The following is a 15,530-nucleotide window of genomic DNA, read 5'->3' on the forward strand; positions in this document are numbered from 1 at the left end:
GAAAACCCATCAAATGTCCCCCACCTATCGTAACTAGGACGCAGCATAAATGCTGTCAAAAGGATTGATTATGGCTGAAAATGCACCTGATATGACACCAGAGACAATTTTATCACCGATTCTACCGCTACGCGACATTGTCGTGTTTCCGCATATGGTCGTGCCGTTATTTGTGGGGCGTGACAAATCCATTGCGGCGTTGGAAGAGGTTATGCGAGACGAAAAGCGCATTGTGCTTTTGACCCAAAAAGACCCGTCTGTGGATGAGCCGACATCAGATGATGTTTATGATCGCGGCTGTATTGCCAAAATTTTACAGCTCCTAAAGCTGCCCGACGGCACTGTGCGTGTGTTGGTCGAAGGCGAAGAACGCATCGTCGTCGAAGCCTTCACCGACAGTAAAGATTTTATCGAAGCTTACGTCGCTGTTGTTGACGATGTTGACGGTGAAGCAGACACGATGAAAGCACTGTCTGCCAATGCATCTGAGGCGTTCACAGGCTTTGCCAAGCTGAATAAGAAAATTGCCGAAGAAGTGTCTACATCTGTGTCGGAGCTTACCTCTCCGTCAAAATTATCAGACACAATCTCTGTGCATCTGAACGCGCCGCTTGAAGAAAAGCAGGGCCTTTTGGCCGAAGCGTCAGTTGAAAAACGCCTAGAGAAAATCTTGCGTTTGATAGAGGCCGAAATGAGTGTCTTATCCGTTGAGAAACGGATCCGTGGCCGCGTGAAACGCCAGATGGAAAAGACCCAGCGCGAATATTACTTAAATGAGCAAATGAAGGCCATTCAGACAGAGCTAGGCAATGACGGCCCTGATGAAATGGCGGAGCTCGCCAAAAGCATTGAAGAAACAAAATTCACCAAAGAAGCGCGCGATAAAGCCCAAGCGGAATTAAAGCGTCTCAAAGCCATGTCACCCATGTCGGCAGAGGCCAATGTGTCGCGTAACTATCTCGATTGGATGCTGTCGGTGCCGTGGAATAAGCGCAAGCGCTTGCAGAAAAATTTGGACAAAGCGCAAAAGGTCTTGGACGACGATCACTACGGTCTCGACAAGGTCAAAGACCGCATTGTTGAACATTTGGCTGTGCAGACGCGCATGAAAAAAATGAAGGGCCCAATCCTATGTTTGGTTGGGCCACCCGGAGTGGGTAAAACCTCGCTTGGTAAATCCATTGCGCGTGCGACCAACCGCGAATTTGTACGCGTGTCCTTGGGCGGCGTTCGGGATGAGAGTGAAATTCGTGGTCACCGCCGGACTTATATCGGCTCTATGCCCGGCCGTATTATTCAGTCGATGAAAAAAGCGAAATATAACAATCCTTTATTCCTATTGGATGAAATTGATAAGATGGGATCTGATCATCGCGGTGACCCGTCTGCCGCGCTTTTAGAGGTGCTTGACCCTGAACAGAACAGCACCTTTAACGACCACTATCTGGATGTGGATTATGACCTGTCAGACGTCATGTTTATCACCACAGCCAATAGCTTGAATATGAGCCAGCCGCTTCTCGACCGTATGGAAATTATCCGTATCCCGGGTTACACGGAAGACGAGAAAATAGAGATTGCGACGCGGCACCTCATCCCTGAAATGGTCAAAGATCACGGGCTTAAGCCTGCCGAGTTTTCTATTGATGATGACGCCTTGCGCGACACCATTCGTTATTACACGCGCGAGGCGGGTGTACGTAGTTTAAAACGCGAGATTTCGACCATGGGCCGCAAAGCTGTGCGCCGTATCGTATCGGGTGAAACCGCTAAGATCACTGTGACTGCGGATAAGATTGAGGACTTCCTCGGCATTAAAAAGTTCCGCTTTGGCGAAACCGACAAAGACGATCAAATCGGCGTTGTCACAGGTCTGGCTTGGACCGAAGCGGGCGGTGATATCCTGACCATTGAGGCCGTGTCTATGTCGGGTAAAGGCAAAGTCACAGTGACGGGTAATTTGCGCGACGTGATGAAAGAAAGCATTTCAGCGGCCAATAGCTATGTTCAGGCCCGCGCGCCAGAGCTTGGCATTAGCCCACGACAATTCCGCAGCACCGATATCCACGTCCACGTCCCCGAAGGCGCAACACCCAAAGACGGGCCCAGCGCAGGGGTGGGCATGATGACGGCGATGGTCTCTGTTCTGACCCAAATTCCTGTGCGCAAAGACATTGCCATGACGGGCGAGATCACTCTGCGCGGGCGTGTCTTGCCAATTGGCGGGCTGAAAGAAAAACTCCTTGCGGCATTACGCGGCGGGGTGAAAACTGTGCTTATCCCGATTGATAATGAAAAGGATTTGGCCGACATCCCCGATAACGTTAAATCCGCACTAGAGATTATCCCCGTGTCAAACGTCAATGAGGTCTTGCAACACGCGCTCATCCGTCCCGTCAAAAGCATCACATGGACCAAAAGCGATGAAGACGCTCTGTCTGGTATGATTATCAAAGATAATAACGACGTCAGCGGCGGAGAAGCCACGCATTAAGCGGCGGCGAGGTTAGGTGAAAAGAAAGCGGCCCACGGGCCGCTTTTTTGTGGGAGTGGGATATCCTCGAAGGAGACGTTAGAAAAAACAACTGTTCAGGCAAATTTATTTGGGTTACGCATAGTTCTAAGTCGAAAGAAGGTAGCTTAGCATGATGCAATACGCTTTAACTACCCTGCCTCTGTGTCTGCTTCTCTCAGCTTGCCTCCCCGATGAAATAAAGCCTTTCGGCAATTCTAATAATGTCATGCGCACCGAATTCTTAGAACACTGTCAAGACCTACCCGAAAACATATCTCGAAAGCGTGCCGGAACATTGGATAAATATTGTTTTTGTATTTTCGACAAAACCATGAAAGGTCTAACGGAAGAAGAACGTACTGTGGCAGGTTTTTACCTCTATGGATCATCCTCGGAGGGATATATGGAACGCTATCCTTATGACGTTCAGGATGCCGTGGATAATATGATGACGGCATCACAAGCCATTGATCATGCCGTTAAGTCCTGTCGGTGGTGATACAAAAAGACCCATTTAGAATGGAAAAGATTTCCCCCTAGCTGAAGTCACGATAATCCTCTTAGCGGACGTTAGCCTCTCGTATCGATGACGCTGATAGTTTTGACGGCTTACTTGCTTTTTCTATTTCTACACCTACTTCTATAACTCATTAGCATCAGGATTTATAATGTCTCAATCGGCATCCCAAGAAGCATTAGAGTTATCCAGTGAGATATTAACGGATTTGGAGCTTGGTAGATTGCCGCTATCTAACTGCTTCATGAAGGCCTCCCGTTTAGCTCGACTATTAGGAGACAGTGATACTCTGAGAACATTTCAATTCGAACTTGAAGGTTATCCGAGTACTCCTGATGGGATACCTGCTGATATTTGGGCGTTGGCTGAAAAAGCTAATAGAGTTTATAAAAAAAAGGATGCAAAAACTGAAACAGTTAAAGAGCGTTGCTATACTAATTCAATCGAGAGCTTAGAAAGCGCCAAAGCTACGGCGCAAACTAGACTTGAGTTGACAGAATTGAAACCAACAAGCATCTCGTCGGCTAACCCTAATCAGTTTGTTCAAGCCCCTATGGCCAACATTCCTGAAAGAAATGGAGCACAAAGTACGATTTTGGAAATGTCTGGTCGCTTGGCGGCAAGAAGAACTTTCTTGTATGGATATGTTTTAAATCGACATAATGAACTTAGAGTTTCGTCTCCTGCAGAGAATATATTTGGCTCATATTCACAAACCATCGACGAATTATTGTCCCAATACATTCCAGAGGACCTAATAAAGATAAACTCAATTTCAGACAATATTAGCTCCAAAAACCCAGAAGACTGGGCGAACGCTGCCCATACATGTCGTAGATTATTACAAGCTCTAGCCGACAATCTTTACCCCCCTACTGAGGATAAGATAGTGGGCAGTGGAAAGAACAAAAAAACCGTTAAACTTGGACCTGACAATTACATTAATAGGTTGGTTTGTTTTTGCGAAGAAAATAACACCTCTGGTGTTTTTAATGCCCTAGTTGGATCTCACCTATCTTTTATTGGCAACCGTCTAAATTCCATCTTCTCAGGTGTTCAGAAGGGTTCACATTCTTCTTTGACTCAGGAAGAGGCGAAAAGGATTATCATTTTCAGCTATTTAGCAGTTGGAGACATTTTAAAACTTGCGTACGAAGCAGAAAAAAGTGTTACAACTAAAGCCGAGCCTAAATAATCTAGCCTTGCTTTCTAATGTCCGCTTCGCCCCCAAAGTTACCATCCTAAAAGTAACCGCATAGCATTTCATTTGGCCACTTGCGCCAGCCTGACGCCGCCACAAGCCACAGCATTCAAACAAATTTTCAAAAAATAATGAATGGTGGGCGGTAACGGGTTCGAACCGCTGACCCTCTCGGTGTAAACGAGATGCTCTACCAGCTGAGCTAACCGCCCATTCGAGCGCTCATATGCCCTAGCGGCGCGCCTTATGCAAGAGGGAAATCACAGCTTTTGACGTGCGCATAAACTAGCCTTTTGGGCCGTCATAATCGCCAAACCAATCACCCATGGCGAGGTTGAAATTAATCACAATGCGGTAGCGGTTTTGGGTGGGTGATGCGCTGGCGTGATAGGTTGCCCCGTCAAACATCACGGCGCGGCCCGCTTTGGGGCTGACCGTCTTTATGACCGCGCCTTTGTCATAAAAATGCGTGTCCCCGTCACTATCATTGACATAATAAATCATGCCGACATGGGGTTTACTATCGTCGATATGGGCGGGATGGGTAAAGGGGGCTGGCTCTCGCATGAGTAAATTAGCCTTAGCCCGCAATATATTGGACGCGGGGATTTGCATTTTCTCAAGGATAACGAGCGGAATTTGCACGAGCGGTGAGTTCTTTTGGTTCTCTCTAATAAAGCCGTGGGTAAACTGCGGTACGTCATCTGGGCGAGTCGCTTTGTCGCCGTAATTCGTATTGGCGTAATGATACCACGGAAATTGCCAACCGAGCAGTATGCCTGCGATCTCCTCTTGGCCTGCGGCGTCAATAACACTGTCGAAAACTTTAATCATGACAGGAGTTTAGGGACAATGAGGCGCGGCAACAAGGGGTGAGGGCGCTTGCGTAAAAAAACGCATATTGTGGCAAAAACGGCATTGACGCGCCTATGGCTTAAAGCTAAACCCCGCTCACATCTTAGCGGGTGTAGCTCAGTTGGTTAGAGCGCCGGCCTGTCACGCCGGAGGCCGCGGGTTCGAGTCCCGTCACTCGCGCCATTTCTCTTTTTGAGGAGTGGAATTAAGACACCAAAAACCCTGGTCTTGGCTGGGGTTTTTTGTTGTAATCTTGGGCCTTAATTCGCCTCCCGCGTGAAAAAAGGGTTTGTATTTGTCAAAATGGATTCGCTGTCCTATAAATGAGCTTGACATAAACACTGTGTGGGGGCGCACCAGATGGCGAACGAAATTCTTGGCACTGTCCGTGATGATGTAATCAACGGGACAGCAGATGACGACTTAATCAAAACATTTGAAGGCGACGATGTCGTTATCGCGGGCAGCGGTGATGACGAAGTTTACACGGGCCTCGGCGATGACCGCCTAGAGGGCGGTGCGGGCGATGATTACCTTGTCAGTAATGAAGGCAATGATATTTTGCTTGGCGGCGCGGGCAGTGACCGCCTGTTTGGCTGTGAAGATGACGATATTCTTGATGGTGGGGCGGGACAGGATTTCGTCAATGCGGGTATCGGCAATGATATTCTGATCTTCAATGCGGCGGAGAATAGCGGCTCTCGTGCGCCTGATTATTACTCTGGACTGGACGGCATTGATACATTGGTTCTGGAGCTGACCCAGGCAGAATTTGCCGCAGCTCAATCCGATATTGACGGCTTTTTGAGCTATATACGCCAGATCACGGGTGCAAATGGCGAGTCCACAGGGGCGTTTTTTCGCTTCCAAACTATCAATTTGGCCGTTCAAGAGGTTGAAAACTTACAGATTGTCGTCGCGGGAGAGGTTGTTTTCACCACAGCGCCAAGCGCTGATGATGATAGCTTTAACACGGGCGAGGCGGGCGTTATTGACGGCACTGTTGCGGATAATGACGATGTTAATCCTGGCTCGACTTTTACGATTGTTCAAAACGTTGCCAATGGCACACTGGTCTTGAATGCGGACGGCAGTTTCACTTTTGATACTAACGGGGCATTTGACGGGCTTGGCGACGGCGAAACGGCGACCGAGACGTTCACTTACCGCGTCAGTAGCCCGAATGCAGACGACGTGACCGCAACAGCGACCATCACAATTACGGGCCAAAACGATGCCCCCGTCGTAAGCACAATCACAGCACAAGAATCTGAAGACGCGCCCAGCTTTGTTGTTGACCTTCTGGCGGGTGCGACCGACGCAGACACCAATGACAGCCTATCGGTTACGAATGTACGGCTTGATGACGGAACGGGCAGCGTGACGGTACCCAGTAACAATGTCGGGCTAGCCGAGGGCAGTGTGGTAAGTGCGGCTAATGTCGTGAATGACGGTAAGCTGTCGATTGACTTGTCTAATTACCAATATCTAGCCGTTGGCGAGACCTTGACCTTAACCGTTAGCTATGACGTGTTCGACGGCACAACGACAACGCCCAACACGGCGACCCTAACCATTATTGGTGAAAATGACATCCCCACGGTCGCAAGTGCTATCACGGCGACTATCGATGAAACTGCGCCGCCCATTACAATTGATATGCTGGCGGGGGCGTCTGATATTGACAGCACTGATGTCCTGTCCGTATCTAATTTCACCGTGGTGTCGGGCAATGCGGCGGGCCTTGTGCAAAACGGTAGCTCCCTGTCGATTGACGGTAGTGCCTATGCCAATTTGAACGACGGCGAGACAGAAACAGTCGTGATTAGCTATCAGGTTACAGACGGTAATGGCGGCAGCGTTACCCAAACCGCCACGATTACTGTCAACGGGGAGGGCACACCGCCGCCCACCAATAGTGATCCGATTGTCGCTGCGCCAATTGTCATCACTCTACGAGAAACCGACGGCTTGACTGCGATTGATTTGCTTGCGGGGGCATCTGATCCTGACGGCGACACTTTGACGGCGGCTACGCCTAACCTGATCTCTGGCGACGGTATTGGGTCATTTGTTGGCGCGGGCAGCTTGTCCGTAGACGGCACAGCTTACGCAGCGGCGCTTGACGCGGGTGATGTAGAGCAGCTTTTATATCTAGTCGAAATTAGTGACGGTAACGGCGGGAGCATCGTACAGTCCGTGACGGTTAATATTATTGGGGCGGGCGGAAGCACACCAACAAACCAACCGCCCTTTATTGATAGCGGGCTCGACGTTTTTGCCTTTGAAGACGACTCACCATTATCGGTTTTCCTCACCGATAATGTAACCGACCCGGACGGTGATACGCTGTCGATTGTCAATCTGACGGGTCTTGCGGCGGGGCTGACGTATGACACCTCCACATTTGAACTATCAATTGATCCATCGGACGGAATTTTCCAAAGCCTCGCTGTTGGCGATTCTGCGACTTACACTTTAAACTACGACATTATTGACGGTAACGGCGGTAGCGTCTCTCGCACCACATTTGTCGAAATTGAAGGCGTAAATGATGACCCGATTGTCGCTGCGCCGCTGTCTTTCACGATATCAGAAACAGACAGCCTGACCTTCTTTGACCTTCTGATTGGGGCATCTGATGTTGATAACGGGACAACTTTATCCGCAGGTGATGTCTTTATCCAGTCTGGTGATGATGTTGGGGCGATTACCAGCCTCGGCACATTAGGCGTTGATGGCACGGCCTATGCCGCAGCCTTGGATGCAGGCGAGACCGAAGTGCTGGTCTATGAATTTGATATTACTGATGGCGATGGTGGTAGTGTCACGCAAACTGTGACTGTCACGATTGAGGGTGCTGGCGGCGGCGCAAATAACCCACCCGAAGATCTTGACCCCGTCGTGTTTTCTAGCACAGAGGACAATGGAACATTCTCTGTCAATATGCTGACGGGAACCTTTGATCCTGATGGTGACACGCTGAGCGCTGTGAATGTCACGGGCCTAATTGCGGGTGTGACCTTTGATAGCGTAAACTCGCGTCTTGATATTGATACTGGCGATTTAGGTTTTCAGGCTCTGGCCGCGGGGGAGGTCTTTGATACCACCTTTGATTATCAGGTCATTGACGGAAACGGTGGATCCGTCGATCGAACGTTCTTCTTCACACTGACAGGCGTCAATGATGACCCCGTTGTCGCCGCGCCGTTGTCGTTTACAATTTCGGAAACGGATAGCCTGACTTTCTTTGATCTCCTCATTGGGGCATCCGATATTGATAATGGCGACACGATATCTGCGGGCGATGTGTTTATTCAATCGGGGAATGATGTTGGCGCAATCACGAGCCTTGGCACATTAGGCGTTGACGGCACAGCCTATGCGGCCTTGCTTGATGCCGGCGAGACCGAGGTGCTGGTTTATCAGTTCGATATCACGGACAATAACGGCGGCAGCGTTACCCAGACAGTCACAGTGACCATTGAAGGCGCGGGCGGCTCAAATAACCCGCCAGACCCATTTGATTTTATTGACTTTATTACGAATGAGGATGCCAGTCCGACAAGCGTCAATTTGCTTTCAGGCGCAAGCGACCCGGACGGTGACACGCTAACGGCGACGAATGTCACGGGCCTTGTGACAGGGATTACCTTTGATGCTGCGACGTCTAGTTTGATTGTAGACCCCAGTAGCTACCAAGGCCTAGGCATGGGTGATACTGTGATGTTTACAATTAATTACGATGTGATTGATGGTAACGGCGGCACCGTGTCCAACTTTGCCGAGATTACTATTGAGGGCATCAATGACGACCCTGTCGCGGGCACGCCACTTGATTTAACATTTACTGAAACGGATGCCGCGGGCGTTGTTGATTTGACGGTAGGGGTGACAGACGTCGATAGCGCAACATTTAATGTGAATGCGTTCACCGTCACATCGGGTGACGGCGGCGGCTTATCTATTAACGGCGCGGGTGATTTCATTGTTGATCCGACATTTTACACCTCTCTGAATGATGGCGAGTCCGAGGTTATCACTATAGCCTACGATATTATTGATAATGACGGCGGCTCGGTGTCAACCACGGCGACGTTTACCGTAACCGGCGTAAGCGCGGCCAACACGCCGCCTGTATCGAATGAATTTGCGGTCATTTTTGTTGATGAAGGCGGTACGTCTTTCGCGGGGGCCGCCCAAGGCGCGAGCGACCCCGATGGTGATAAACTCACGGCTATTAATCTACCGACATTGCCGAGTTGGTTGACCTTTGACGCCGTTAATCAACGCTTTAATGCGGATGGTACGGACCCTATTTTTGACAGCTTGCGCGTAGGGCAGTTTTTAGACTTTGATTTTACCTATGATTTATCTGATGGAAATGGCGGTACTGTGGGCCATGGCCTAGGGGTAGTAGTTGAAGGCACGAATGACGCCCCCGTCGTTGCGGCGCCGTTGACACGCATTACGCAAGAAGATTTTAGCGTTGATTTCCTTGATTTGTTACAGGGCGCGAGTGATGTTGATGATGGGGATTTCTTATCTATCCGCAATGTAACGGGCCTGAATAGTGCCTTCACAGTCAATTACGAATTTGGCGAAATATTTATTGAAACGGGTGATGACGCGCTTGATTTCATCCGCGCCAATCAAACCTTTGATTTCGTTATTAGTTACGAAATACACGATTTGTTTGGTGGATTTACCACGCAAACGGCGACTATTACTGTCGAAGGGTTTAACGATAATCCAGAAGTGGAAGGCGCGCTATCAGCAACCGTTTTTGACGAAGGTACTGGCGGGCCGCGCGTATTTAATCTGTTACAAGGCGCGATTGACCCAGAAGGCACAGCCCTGACAGTCAGTAATATTGTGTTGCCGTCATTTTTACCGACAGGCGTATTCACATTTGACGCGACCGCAGGGACGCTGACCGTTGATACAACTGGCTACAACGTGGCCAGTGTCGATGAAGATTATTCGTTTTCATATGATATTACCGACGCCGACGGCGGTGTGACCACCCAACAAATCGGCATCACAATCCAATTCCAACAATTGGTCCCAACGCAACCGCCCACGACATCCCCAATCACATTGGTGTTCACAGAGGACACCGTGCCAGCCTCAATCGATTTATTGCAGGGGGCCAATGATCCTGACGGCGACACGCTAACCGTGACGAATATTGGGGCTTTGCCAGCTGGCGTATTCTTTAGTAGTTTCGACAATTCAATCTTTGTCGTGAATAACATTGTGCAGGGTTTGAATGCGGGTGAAACACTGAACATCAACACGAGCTATACGATTGAAGATGGTAATGGTGGCTTTGTTGATAACACACTCAGTGTCACGATTAACGGCCTGAACGATGCGCCGAATAATTTCGCGCCAGTCACGCGTACGTTCACTGAAGACGCGGGTTTTGTGCGGATAGACTTGTTGAGTAATTCCAATGACCCTGACCGCGGGGACGTGCTGAGCGTTGACGGCTTCCCAGCAACAGGGGGGCTGCAAGACACACGGTTTGACGGCGAGCGCTATTTGGCGATTGACCTTGACTCATTTGCCTATCAGTCACTCAGCGCGGGTGAAACGGCCGATTATAATATCAGCTATAATGTGGCGGATGAAAACGGCGGCGTAACGGCCCAAACGGGTGTCATCACGATTACGGGCGTCAATGACGTTGCTACCGTGTTTGATGATGATGGGTTCTTAGTCCAAGATAATGACGCAATCTTTACAGACGACCTAAGCTTCCTCGTGAACGAAATCGATACTAATGATGCCTATGCGTTGACCAGTGTGTCCCTCGCTTCGGGTAGCACGAGTGCGGCTTTTACCTTTAGTGGTGGGCAGTTTACCTTTGATCCCTCACAATTTGGTTTAATTACAAGTGGCCTTGTAATTTTGGTGGAATTTGATTTCACCTTCACCAGCGGACCCGACACGGTAACGGGGACATTCTCCATTGTGATAGAGCCCTCTGGCCCACCCGCACCACCACAAGAACCCATTGACCCAACGATCATGGTTTATGTCAGTGATCCTGATAAACCGATTGTTAAAACAGGACCCGACGGGGTTTATGCCGATAGTCTGGACAGTGATTGGTTTGCCTCTGACACCGATGACGGTTTTGATTTCGCGCCCGTGCCCGATATGGATATGCCTGTTTCGCCGACTTTAGATGATAATCTCCTCACCGATGATATATCCGCGGCGAACAGCGATCTAACCAAGGCCCATGCTTTGGCGGGTAGTGATGGTGGTGATCCACCCGTGATTGAACATATCTTTGATGGTCTGTCTATATTTGCCATTGAGGTCGACCTTGGCGCTTTATAGGGCCTGATACCAATCCCCTTATGGGGTTCCTCAGGGTTGGGGGTGCGATCACCGACCAACCAGAAACCTTCGCAGACCCAAACTGCGGAGGTTTTTCCATGTCATGCTATACGAACAGAGTCTGTGAGGGTTACTTGGGACGCATCGCCGTGGCAGGTGCAGGGGCGTAATCACGGCTGTGGCTTGGCGGCATATCCGATACGTAATAGGGCTTTCCATCCGGCCCGATAAACATATTTTCCATTTCGTCTCGGGTAAATGGCCGTGACCCTAAACGTCCAAAGACCGCCATTTGGTGACCGCCTTCATCAACAGCGCGGTCACGGTCAATCCCTTTGGACAGGCCAAGCGCGGCCGATTTCGTCTTACGATACGCAATAAGTTCAGGCTTTGGCTCTGGCGAGAAACCGTAGAAATTGGGTTGGCTATCGGGGCTAGTTAATTGCACGACCTTCATGCCGTTACGGCCATCCGCGACATAGGCAAATAGCGATGCATTGGTGCTGCCGATGATGATGTCTTGAACGTCATTCATTTCGCCGTCAAAGGTTTCGCGCGCATAAACCTTGGGCGATTTAGGGGTTTCTATATCAACAATGACCATGCCTTCGCTCCCGCCAGCGACATAGGCATAGGTGCGCGCAAGGTATAGCCCCTGAGCATCCGCCATAGGTACCGTCGCCTCTGGTATTAAAATGGGATTCGCCAAATCAGTGACGTCTAACAGCTTTAGGCCATCAGCATCCGTGACCCATAAATACCGAAACTGAACATCCGATTGTCGCGCGTCATTCATCGGCACCGTCTTAACATGTTTAGGGGCGAGGGGATCGTTCAGATCAATGACCGCTAGCCCCGCGTCCGTCGTAATATAGGCATGATGTCCCGCTAGGGTGACATGCCGCGCCCCGGTCAGCACACCGCCGTCATTCCATGTCACAGTGCGGCTCAAGAAATTATTGCGCGGCTCACCATCCGCCAGCGTGTTGACATCAACAAGGATCAGGCCTTCGACCGCGTCTGTAATCACGGCGTAATTATAGATGGGGTGGAAGGGTTGTTCTTGATTGTCTTTTTGCATCTGCGGTGTATTTTTGGCTGGGTTTATGGGTTGGTTTGTTGCGAGTGCCATACAGGTCGCATTCTTGCTTTTAACGTGTGTATCATGGCCTAATGCAGAGAAGGGGGCCGTTACGATGCGCTCTGATGTGCCTTTATTGGCAATGTTGGCAACGTCATAAACGCGGAAGCCACCTTCGCCCTCGGCGACGAAAAGATATTCGCCGCGCAGTTGTAGGCACCGTACTTCGCCGCCTGTTTTCTGGTGGACATTGGCAATCTCTTCGACGGCACCGGTTTCGCCTGACCAGCTGTTTTCTGTGTCAAAAATACGACCACGCTGCCAATCAATTAATTCACGGTCGTTTTGTTCGACATGGGCTTTGTAATAATCAGGGTAAGCGTATTTTTGAAGGTAGCTTCCAAATACGGCTTGCGGCTCGTCCCATTCTGTGACGCGCACAGCCTCCAGGCCAGCGTCCAGCCCGACATAAGCGTGCATCCCAACGAAGTTCACGAAATTAGTCCCCAGCAGCAGCAATTGCGCCATGATGGCGTTATTATCATCCGCGACAGATAGGTGACAATCCGAACATGTCTTGGTTTCTTCTTTGCGCACCGTATGCGGGAAATGCGGCGCAAAAGCTTGTGACGAAAACCCAACGGCGGACACAGGCGGTTGCTGCACATAAATGCGTTCGCGGTTTATATTTGTCGAAGAAAGCACCAATGCCGATGTCGAGCGAATGGGGGCGATTGTATTATTTTTACTGCTCTGGTGTTTACCGAGTTGGAACATCTGATCGCGCGCGACCTGCGGATTATAGGTCGCGTAATTGCGCGTCGTGCCACCTTCATATTTATGGCTTTTCTTTTTCCAATTGGCCTCAATTGGCAGGTGACAGCCGCCGCAGGACGTTGTCCAGGATAGGTGGCAGGTGAAGCATTCCATTTCCTCGTCGTCATGGGCAAGGTCGGCGCTTTGCACCTCTGCACCCCAGCTTTTATTGTCTTTGGCGACCGTCTTTGCCCAAGCGGATTTCTCATTATACTTAGGATGGCCCGCCGTGACGCTGTCCTTGGTCAGGCTGACTTCCCAAACCAATTCGGGGTCAAGGACAGAACGCTGTAGCAGCACATCATTGCCGCCTTGCTTCACCCACTCGAACCGGCGTTTACCGTCAGGATTACGGAGCGCCGTCATATCCATGCCGCCAGGGCGAGACGCGGGGCCTGATGTGTAAAGCGACGGCAGCTTGCTAGCCGTGCCGTGGCAGTCTTTACAGCTTATCTCGACTGCGCTGGCGACTTCGCCGTGTAAAAACCCGTTACCATGACCGTCTTGGGCGTAATGGCAATCCACGCATTGCATGCCTTTTTCAGCGTGAATAGACATCATATGCACAGATTTACCGGGGTTAGTGCCGATGGGCGCAAACTTGCCTTCGCCTTTTTTGCGGAACTTTTCAGGATCGTCATTGGCGACAATATTACCGTCTTTATCCAGCAGATTACCTTTACGGTCACGTTTAAAGACAGCGCGGAAATTCCAGCCATGACCGTGATAATCAGCAAATTGCGTGTCGTTTAGATCGTCATTAAGCTCAAACACCTCGCGGGAAAATTCAGGGTCACCCCATTTACCGCGCACGGCCGCCCCCTCTGGATTACGCTCAAGCACTTTATGCTGCTCTTCCATTGTGGGATATTTTTGCTCTTCCGGCCACATGATGGGCGCGTCAGATTCGTAATCCCACATTGTGTAACCGAGGAAGGAATTTAGGAAGATATTGGGTTGGTGCATATGACAATTCATGCACTGGCTGGTCGGTATCGCGCGGGTAAAGGCATGCTCAATCGGGTGGCCCTTTTCGTCCTTTGGAATGGTCGGGTCTTTGGAAAATGATTTTCCGTCGCGGCCAAACTTCGCATAAATTGAACTATGGCGGGGTTGGCGGTCATTGGCGTAAACGACATGGCACGACCCACAGCCAGAGGTGCGGTAATCCCCCGGCTGGTCATTCGTGCCCATGAACCACGTAAAGGGATCATTTAGCCGCGTCTTATGAATGTTAAGCACAGGAATAGCCACGCGTGAGCCTGTACCGGGACCACGGTTAGATTGGCGAATGTCGGGGCGTCCAGGTTCTTCGATCCGCTGTATTTGCCCCGCTGCATTGGGCAGGCCAACCTCTGGGAACTGTGTCCCAATATTACGACCGCCCCGTTCAAATACGCGAAATACATCGGCGGGTGGGATGACATTCCATTCAGGGAGCGGGACGACGCGCGCTAGAACACCTGCCGCGATTTGTTCATCCGTTAAGCCCTCTTCCGCCCCGGGTGACGTCAGAACAGCGGGTTTCCCGTCTTTGGTATAGGCCTCACCGAGCGCGTATGATGTGCCGTCTTGCAGCTTGCCAAAAATCTTATGTGGTAGGATGCCGTTATTATAAGCTGCACCGGCCCATAACATGGAGCCCGTTGCCATAAGGGATCGTTCGGCTTGGACAATTTGCTCGAGATGGCACGATCCACAGGCCTCACGCGCGACGCGGTAATCAGAGGGATTCACAAAGCGGATATATTCCGGCGCTTCCTTATTCAGCAAAGTATAGCTGCGTTTTGGATTGGCCGTTTTTGGCCAATGCCATGTGTCAGGGTATTTTGGTAGCACATGCGCCTTGTTGCGGGCTGTGATATAATCAGGGCTGTCTTCATTTAACAACACAGAGACATTCACCGCTGCATCACCGCCGTGGCAGTCCGTGCAACCCAACTTCACCGCTTGGGTGATATGCATTGTCTTTTCATCGGAATTGGTGTGGCAGGTGACACAGCCTGCGCTTTTGGCGTCCATTTCCGCTTGGGTTTGGACACGCGGGGCGGGCGGCGTGTAGTCATATTTAATCTTGCGCGGCTTTTCATAATCGCCCGCGGCATGGGCAATGACGGCCCCACCAATAACGGTCAGGAGTAAGGCAAAGCCCGCTAGAATCTTATGTGATATGCGCCCGTTCACCATTGCA

General features: G+C 50.4%; 6 protein-coding genes and 2 tRNA genes. 5 read left to right on the plus strand and 3 right to left on the minus strand.

Going from position 1 to position 15,530, the window contains the following annotated elements:
• Positions 1–70 precede the first annotated feature (70 nt).
• The 3 genes from lon (at position 71) to AB6B37_RS05745 (ending at position 4,227) form a co-directional block, all read left to right on the plus strand.
• Positions 71–2,494: an endopeptidase La gene (gene lon, locus AB6B37_RS05735; RefSeq protein WP_371397936.1), complete on the plus strand. Its 2,424-nt coding sequence runs from the start codon at positions 71–73 to the stop codon at positions 2,492–2,494.
• 352 nt (positions 2,495–2,846) lie between these two features.
• The gene (locus AB6B37_RS05740) at positions 2,847–3,014 is read left to right on the plus strand and encodes a hypothetical protein (RefSeq protein WP_371397937.1); all 168 of its coding nucleotides are present in this window, start codon (positions 2,847–2,849) and stop codon (positions 3,012–3,014) included.
• A 169-nt stretch (positions 3,015–3,183) separates the two neighbouring features.
• Positions 3,184–4,227 (plus strand): hypothetical protein, encoded by a 1,044-nt coding sequence (locus tag AB6B37_RS05745; protein WP_371397938.1) that lies wholly within the window; start codon positions 3,184–3,186, stop codon positions 4,225–4,227.
• Between the two features lie 142 nt (positions 4,228–4,369).
• Here the strand turns inward: AB6B37_RS05745 and AB6B37_RS05750 are convergent.
• Together AB6B37_RS05750 and AB6B37_RS05755 are read right to left on the minus strand one after the other, a co-directional pair.
• Positions 4,370–4,445, minus strand: a tRNA-Val gene (locus tag AB6B37_RS05750).
• Positions 4,446–4,518: 73 nt separating this feature from the next.
• Positions 4,519–5,067, minus strand: coding sequence for a 2OG-Fe(II) oxygenase (locus AB6B37_RS05755; protein WP_371397939.1), 549 nt, complete (start codon positions 5,065–5,067; stop codon positions 4,519–4,521).
• Positions 5,068–5,194: 127 nt separating this feature from the next.
• Here AB6B37_RS05755 and AB6B37_RS05760 point away from each other — a divergent pair.
• Together AB6B37_RS05760 and AB6B37_RS05765 are read left to right on the plus strand one after the other, a co-directional pair.
• Positions 5,195–5,271 (plus strand) — tRNA-Asp (locus tag AB6B37_RS05760).
• A 177-nt stretch (positions 5,272–5,448) separates the two neighbouring features.
• Positions 5,449–11,442 carry an Ig-like domain-containing protein gene (locus AB6B37_RS05765; protein ID WP_371397940.1) on the plus strand — a complete coding sequence of 1,998 codons (5,994 nt, stop codon included), beginning with the start codon at positions 5,449–5,451 and terminating at the stop codon, positions 11,440–11,442.
• A 130-nt stretch (positions 11,443–11,572) separates the two neighbouring features.
• Here the strand turns inward: AB6B37_RS05765 and AB6B37_RS05770 are convergent, their stop codons facing one another.
• Positions 11,573–15,526 (minus strand): multiheme c-type cytochrome, encoded by a 3,954-nt coding sequence (locus AB6B37_RS05770; protein WP_371397941.1) that lies wholly within the window; start codon positions 15,524–15,526, stop codon positions 11,573–11,575.
• Positions 15,527–15,530 lie beyond the last annotated feature (4 nt).

This window comes from Fretibacter rubidus (assembly GCF_041429785.1).
Lineage (GTDB): Bacteria > Pseudomonadota > Alphaproteobacteria > Caulobacterales > Maricaulaceae > Fretibacter > Fretibacter rubidus.

Coding starts and splice junctions, on each gene's coding strand:
- lon (WP_371397936.1), top strand. CDS start 71: ATGGCTGAAAATGCACCTGATATGACACCAGAGACAATTTTATCACCG.
- AB6B37_RS05740 (WP_371397937.1), top strand. CDS start 2,847: ATGAAAGGTCTAACGGAAGAAGAACGTACTGTGGCAGGTTTTTACCTC.
- AB6B37_RS05745 (WP_371397938.1), top strand. CDS start 3,184: ATGTCTCAATCGGCATCCCAAGAAGCATTAGAGTTATCCAGTGAGATA.
- AB6B37_RS05755 (WP_371397939.1), bottom strand. CDS start 5,067: ATGATTAAAGTTTTCGACAGTGTTATTGACGCCGCAGGCCAAGAGGAG.
- AB6B37_RS05765 (WP_371397940.1), top strand. CDS start 5,449: ATGGCGAACGAAATTCTTGGCACTGTCCGTGATGATGTAATCAACGGG.
- AB6B37_RS05770 (WP_371397941.1), bottom strand. CDS start 15,526: ATGGTGAACGGGCGCATATCACATAAGATTCTAGCGGGCTTTGCCTTA.